This is a genomic window from uncultured Aquimarina sp. (assembly GCF_947492115.1).
GTDB lineage: Bacteria > Bacteroidota > Bacteroidia > Flavobacteriales > Flavobacteriaceae > Aquimarina.
The window spans coordinates 183,217-189,409 of the sequence record NZ_CANLMM010000008.1; the positions used below are offsets into that span (position 1 = coordinate 183,217).

The following is a 6,193-nucleotide window of genomic DNA, read 5'->3' on the forward strand; positions in this document are numbered from 1 at the left end:
CCAACGTTTACTATATGTGTCGTAGCTTGTAGTTAGACAGCTATGATTTCATATACAGTGTTACGGAATGTTTTTAGTATTCAATTTTTAAAGTTGTTCCATCAAGAAATTTCCCTTTTGATTCAGAAATCTTTAATTTTTGTTCAGCAGAGATTCCAATAGTTTCTCCAGCTTTTAATTTAACATTATAAGCAATTACATAATGAGCCAAGTCAAACATCATTTCATTAAGTTCTTCAATAGAATGATTAGAGTTGATAATTTCCATTTCCTTTTTTCCGAAATCCTTCAGACCATAAGTATAAACAGATTGTTTTCCATTTTCTTTTATTAGTCCAAAATAGATCCAGTTATATAATGGAAGATCATCGTCACTCATCATCTTTACATTTTCTAAATAAAACTCCTTTTTTAATACGAGGGTTCTTCCTCCAATATAGATGCCTAATGATTTGCTATTATTCATAACAGCAGAAGCTACTTTACAATATAGAAGATTTTCCTGAACTACATTTTTTCCAGCATTCGTAATTGACAAAACTATATGTCCCTTATGATTAGCGGATTCTTTAACACCATTTTTCCAAAAATAGTTGTATTCAGCTGTTTTTTCGACTTCGTTTTCTGGAATAGGGGCAGGAATATTTGCTATCGCAATATTATAATCTCCAATCTTCAAAACTGCAGCTTTGTCGTCTGCATCTTCGTCATTAACATCTAAATTCCATTTGTTTTTTAGTTCTTTGACCATTCCAATTAGGTCAAATGAATTTGAATCCTCCAAAAGAACAAAACCTAAAATCGGCGTATTTTCCTTTGCCGAAACCTTTTTTTCTTTTTTTAAGAAACTAAATAATCCCATCGAGATAATTCCAATTAATATTATAGTTAATACTTTTTTCATATATGCTGTAACGTATTATATATGTATCGTAGCAGAGCAAAATGTTACCTTGTTTTTCGATTTTTTACTGTCTGTCCTCAGGCGGATGCGCATTGGTTGTTAATTTTTACTTCTTGCAAGCATTGCACCTTACCAAATATACAAGAACCATTCGATTGATCACTTTGCTGCTATGATCAAATATATGGTGTTGTAAATAGCTTATTTATTTGTCTTTAATTTTTTGTATTTGTATACATAGTAAATAGCAAATATAGCAATCAGATTTATACCGAAAAACATGCTGTATTCAGGTTCTGATGGTCCAAGAATAAATGACATTCCAGGCTGTATGTCGAGTCCAAAACTTAATTCATCAGTAATTACTAATCCTAGATATAATGGAGTATAGTATTTGAACCCATAACTAAAAATCTGAAATTTTATAATTTGAAGGGCTTGGTTAATTACAGACAATAATATTCCATTTTTTTTCTCCTTTAACAATAAATATCCTGCAATTATTGAAAACGAAGCAAGTAATGCTAAGAATATTAGGGTAATTGTTTTCAGTTGGAATGGTGAAATAAATAAAGAAGATAAAATTAAGAACATTCCCCCAACAATCTGATAGATTCCTATAGTCTTTGGTGTTAGTTTAATTATTTTTAGCTTCCGTTCTTTATTTAGTTCGTTTTGATGAATTTCTACGTTAACTCGTTCATCAACAATTTCTTTCCTAATCTCTTCAAAATTTAGATTCCGAGATTCAGCTACGTCAATGGCAGCATTTACAGCATCTTTTTGATATTGATGCCTTTTTTTAAGAATAGCCATCAATTCATCGTCTGGTAATTTGTTCATTCTATTCTTAAAAGTTTCTTTACTCATAAATCTATCCTAAAATTTGATTAGAATTATTTTTATTTTGTGTTGCCTACAACGTTCCTTACATGTTGCGTTTGCTTGCCGAAGACGGCATATGCAATATACAAACTGTTGTGTGTCGTTTTATAATTGGTTTAAAAATCGTATTAAAAAGGCTGTGGGGAAAACTATTAATCCAATATAGAATATATATTTACCATGTCTTCTGTCTTTATTTGTGTAGGAATATACTTTTTGTCCATTTGGTAAAGTTTTTTTAGAAGTCCATAGGAAGTATCCGATAATCAAACCTAACATTCCTCCTAATATTGCAAAAAAATAACCTGCAATAATCCAAGATTTTTGGTTTCCCTCCGGTTTAGCTAATTGCTCTAATCTTTCTTTTTTAAGGGAGTTTAATAATTCCTCGTTAATAGATTTTCCTCTGTCTTGTAATATTTTTTGAGCAAGTTTATAATCAAACTCATTCCATTCATCTGATTTTAGAAGAATCTCATATAATTCCTCCTTTGTAAATTCAAATAGGTAATAATCTTTATCAACTTCGTTAATTAAGTTTTCCGCTTGTAATTCAAGAATTTGTTCTGCTTTTTTGAAGTCAGTTTGCTTAATTCGAATCTCAATTTCATTATTTAAAGGGTTAGCTCCAAACATAGAATCAACAGATGGAACATTGTCAGCAATAATTGAATCAATTCCATTTTTTAATAATAATTCTTCTAGGTCTTTTGCTTGTTCAAGCGTTTTATATTTTCTAAAGATTGAGTATTCGTTTTCCATTTATTATATTTTACACAATTGTCTCGGCTATGGATCATATAGGGTTCAGCTAATATGATTTCATACGCTTTGTTGTGCGTTCGTTTTTTTATTTAATTTTCATCAAGCTCTGAAAATTTGTAATTATTCTTTTTTCCTCTTTCAAAAGATAGTCTAAAGGAAAAGGAGATCCACAATCTTGATTATTCAGCTGATGAATTAACTTATTACTTTTAAAATAACTTCTCTCCTCAATTATTTCAGATTTCTCAAAGTCAAATTCTTCGGTATCATTATTCTCTTCTTTGGTTTTTGAATCGTAATAAATAGGTCTGTTATCTTTATAAGATTTTTCGAAAACAAAGGAAAGTCCATTATCAGAAAGATAATATTCTGTCAGTTTCTGAAAGGTCTTACCAAACTGTATAGTTACAATTTTACTCAAATCATCTTTTAAATAATAAAATTTGGCTTCTCCACCTTCTGTAGTTTCCCGAAGTTCTTTTTCTTTAATTTCAGTCCAGTTTGTTGTTGAGTTTATTTTTTTAAAACTTTCTCGAATTGGTCTTAATTCATCAAGTAAATATTCATTAATAATTTCATCATTCTGGTTAAAACTTTCTTCCAGTTTTGTTGATTTATGTTGCTCGCCATTATTTTGACCATATATTGTCGGTATATTCAGAAGAATAGATAAAGAAAATATGATTTTATAGTTCATTTTATTTTTTTCAACTTACGGACGGCTCGGGTATGTTGTCGTAACTGACGTTAGGAAGCTATGCAATATTACCCATTGTTGCCATTTCGTTTTTTTATTTATGGGATTAATATTGATTCTCTTGGAAGCAATCCTTGAGTGCAATGTCTATTCCATTCACTAGTTATTGAATTACATTTAGTTCTCATAGTAAACTCATATTCAATATTTGATTCGAAGTTTGATAAAGGAATAATAATTTGTTCTGGCCACACATTTTCTTCAATATTGATTGTAATTCCTTCTCCTTCTGTAAATCCGGCAATACCATATTCAATTTCTCTAGTATAATTAGTGTATGGTCTACAGAAATTCGCATTGAAACCCCAATCAGAAATATAGCTTATGATTAAATTATCTCCTTGAATTTGCGAATCCAAAACAACGGCAGCATTTGCTAAAGGAGTTGTGTAAGTTTTAGTAAATTTATAATTACTATATCCTGCACCGCATTGAATACGAGTGTAAAGTTCGTAAGTTGTATTTGGTTTAAAATAATCTGGATATTGATTATAAATGGAATTTGGGTTTCCTCCATAAGTATAAATTTCATTAGAATTAAATGTCAATCCAGTTTCAAACTCTTGACCCTCTTCCACAAATATTATATTTGCAAACACACCTCCCGTAGTATGAATTCTAAATGATTCAGTGTCATTTTCAATATCTACTTCGAACTGACAAAAGTCTTGTAGCTCAATCGAAGAGATAGATTTCTGAACCCAAGATCCAAAAGTGTCATTACATTTTCTTCGAATATGGAACACATAATTAACTTCTGGATTAATTTCCGGTATCTCTACATATAGTTGAGAATTATTTGCTTGTGCACTAATAGGAATAATATTTTGTTCATTAGGAACTTCATTGGCTGGCAACATAGCTAACTCCCAAGAATTAGTGCCCAAAAGTTGAGGATACCAATTTATTCCGAAAACATTAAGTCCATCGATTTCCTGAAAACCTCGAGGGACAATTTTTTCTATATCTAACCCCTCACATTCAAGCAGAGTGAAAGTGTATTTAGAAATATCGCTGGTTAATGATTCGCTACAAATAGATTCCAAATAAAAATCATATTTTTGGCCAGGTTGTAAGTTTTCTAGCGTGATTGTTTCCTCTGTTGTTGAGCCGCTAATTCCGTTTCCAAAAGAAAAACCACTTAATCCGTATTCATAATTTGAAGCATATCCTTGTGTTTCAACCCATTTTAAGGTAATTACTGATTCTGAAATAGCAACGGTTGCAATTTCTATGTTTGATAGACAGTTATTATTCTCATCATCTTTACTACAGGATGAGAGTAAAATTAGAATAAATAATAGAAGTGTATGTTTTGTCATAATTAAAATATTAGTTTATAATGAATAGCAACGTTTAATATATGTGTCGTAGCAGAGCAAAATGTTACCATGCTTTTCGATTTTTCTGCGCAGTGATTGCTAACTTTAACTTTTGCAAGCATTGCGCCTAACCAAAAATACAATATTCATTCGATTGATCACTTAGCCGCTATGCCACATATATGTTGTTGTAGCATATTTTATTTATTTATTCTTTTCAGAAAATCCTCCGTCGAGATTATATTTCCGTACCAGTCTGCTCCGTCAAACTTGGTATTTAAAAAATTACAGTTTATAAATTCAGCTCCACTCAAATCAGCATTTTCAAAGTCAACATTTTGAAATTTGCAGCATTTAAATCCGCAATTTGTCAAGTTACAATTCCGAAAACTAGTTCCTGTAAAGTCCGCGCTAAAAAATGATGAACCTTCTAAATTTGAATTATCTAAAGTTAGGTGTTGTAAATTTTCGTGTTTTTCAAAATCACAATTTGGGAATTCACGTTCTCCTAATTCATATCTTTCCAATAGATCGCCAATATATTTTGGAGTTTTATTTACCATTTTCTCAAATGTGCGGTAACTGTGAGAATAAGCAGTCGTTTTAATGCCGTTTATACAGTGTTATGTTGCGTTTATATTTTATCCACCAAAAATAAGTAGCAACACTAAATATTAAAGCCATGAAAACCCATGGAAGTTGCAAAGCAGAGAGTGATAAAGTTTCCAAATCAATATTTGATTGAAAAATTCCTGATGGAATTGCTTGCATTGGTTGTTCCATTCTTAAGTCAAAAACACTTATTGTTACAAAATTAGCGCCTGTATGAACTCCTAAAGCAGCACCCAATCTTTTAGTTTTAAAATAGATGATGCTGAAAAAAATAGTATGTAACGCAGGAATTAAAATACTATACATGAGCAATTCTCCTTGATTTTCAAACGAATAACTTTTAAATCCTACAAAGAAAACCATGATGATAATTGCAGCATTAGCTCCAAAACTATTTTCCAATCTTTTCAATGGGTAGCCTCTTGTAAAAAGCTCTGTACCTAAATCTGCGATAAAAATGAAAAGGAGTCCATAAATGATATTAAAAAGTGAGATGTTAGGTCTTAATTCCCATGAGAACTTTGCCGTGTAGGATTGTACAATTGAAACAATTGCCCATAGAACAAATCCAATTAAAAATCCGTAAAGAAATTCGAATCGGTTTTTTGAATCCAATGAAATTCCTAAATCTTTCAGCGTCATTTTATCCTTTTTGCAAAACCATTTGGTAATTAGCAAACTGAAAAATACAAATAGTGAAAACAAGAATAATATTGTAAGATTATTAGGTAACTGGAAGGGAAAAAAGTTTGCGATAAACCCCTTTCGAAATAAAAAATCAATTATCAATAAGATTATTAAAAAGAGAAAAGCTTTTAGAAATGTTCTCATTCTTATTTATTATAGTTAAGTGAGTTCGTTTGAATGCATCACGTTGCGTGTATGAATTGTTATATGGCGAAGCCATTATGATTTATACACCTTGTTGTGGGTGCGTTTTTTTGTCCA

General features: G+C 30.7%; 7 protein-coding genes. All 7 read right to left on the reverse strand.

Annotated features, from left to right (window positions below):
- Positions 1-73: 73 nt before the first annotated feature.
- The 7 genes from Q1A73_RS20725 to Q1A73_RS20755 all read right to left on the reverse strand — a co-directional run bounded on the left by Q1A73_RS20725 (position 74) and on the right by Q1A73_RS20755 (position 5,887).
- Positions 74-904: a DUF4261 domain-containing protein gene (locus tag Q1A73_RS20725; RefSeq protein WP_299609642.1), complete on the reverse strand. Its 831-nt coding sequence runs from the start codon at positions 902-904 to the stop codon at positions 74-76.
- Positions 905-1,105: 201 nt separating this feature from the next.
- On the reverse strand, positions 1,106-1,774 hold the full coding sequence (locus Q1A73_RS20730) for a hypothetical protein (RefSeq protein ID WP_299609645.1): 669 nt from the start codon (positions 1,772-1,774) through the stop codon (positions 1,106-1,108).
- Positions 1,775-1,894: 120 nt separating this feature from the next.
- Positions 1,895-2,551, reverse strand: coding sequence for a hypothetical protein (locus tag Q1A73_RS20735; protein ID WP_299609648.1), 657 nt, complete (start codon positions 2,549-2,551; stop codon positions 1,895-1,897).
- An 88-nt stretch (positions 2,552-2,639) separates the two neighbouring features.
- Entirely contained in the window at positions 2,640-3,251 is a 612-nt protein-coding gene (locus Q1A73_RS20740) for a hypothetical protein (RefSeq protein ID WP_299609650.1), read from the reverse strand.
- A gap of 98 nt (positions 3,252-3,349) precedes the next feature.
- On the reverse strand, positions 3,350-4,633 hold the full coding sequence (locus Q1A73_RS20745) for a hypothetical protein (RefSeq protein ID WP_299609653.1): 1,284 nt from the start codon (positions 4,631-4,633) through the stop codon (positions 3,350-3,352).
- 200 nt (positions 4,634-4,833) lie between these two features.
- Positions 4,834-5,196 (reverse strand): pentapeptide repeat-containing protein, encoded by a 363-nt coding sequence (locus tag Q1A73_RS20750; RefSeq protein ID WP_299609656.1) that lies wholly within the window; start codon positions 5,194-5,196, stop codon positions 4,834-4,836.
- A 40-nt stretch (positions 5,197-5,236) separates the two neighbouring features.
- A complete protein-coding gene (locus Q1A73_RS20755; RefSeq protein WP_299609659.1) occupies positions 5,237-5,887 on the reverse strand; it encodes a CPBP family intramembrane glutamic endopeptidase in 651 nt (216 codons plus the stop codon).
- Positions 5,888-6,193: the final 306 nt, after the last annotated feature.

Excerpts from the sequence above, each read along its gene's own strand:
- Q1A73_RS20730 (WP_299609645.1), bottom strand. The coding sequence starts at position 1,774 with ATGAGTAAAGAAACTTTTAAGAATAGAATGAACAAATTACCAGACGAT.
- Q1A73_RS20740 (WP_299609650.1), bottom strand. The coding sequence starts at position 3,251 with ATGAACTATAAAATCATATTTTCTTTATCTATTCTTCTGAATATACCG.
- Q1A73_RS20725 (WP_299609642.1), bottom strand. The coding sequence starts at position 904 with ATGAAAAAAGTATTAACTATAATATTAATTGGAATTATCTCGATGGGA.
- Q1A73_RS20750 (WP_299609656.1), bottom strand. The coding sequence starts at position 5,196 with ATGGTAAATAAAACTCCAAAATATATTGGCGATCTATTGGAAAGATAT.
- Q1A73_RS20755 (WP_299609659.1), bottom strand. The coding sequence starts at position 5,887 with ATGACGCTGAAAGATTTAGGAATTTCATTGGATTCAAAAAACCGATTC.
- Q1A73_RS20745 (WP_299609653.1), bottom strand. The coding sequence starts at position 4,633 with ATGACAAAACATACACTTCTATTATTTATTCTAATTTTACTCTCATCC.
- Q1A73_RS20735 (WP_299609648.1), bottom strand. The coding sequence starts at position 2,551 with ATGGAAAACGAATACTCAATCTTTAGAAAATATAAAACGCTTGAACAA.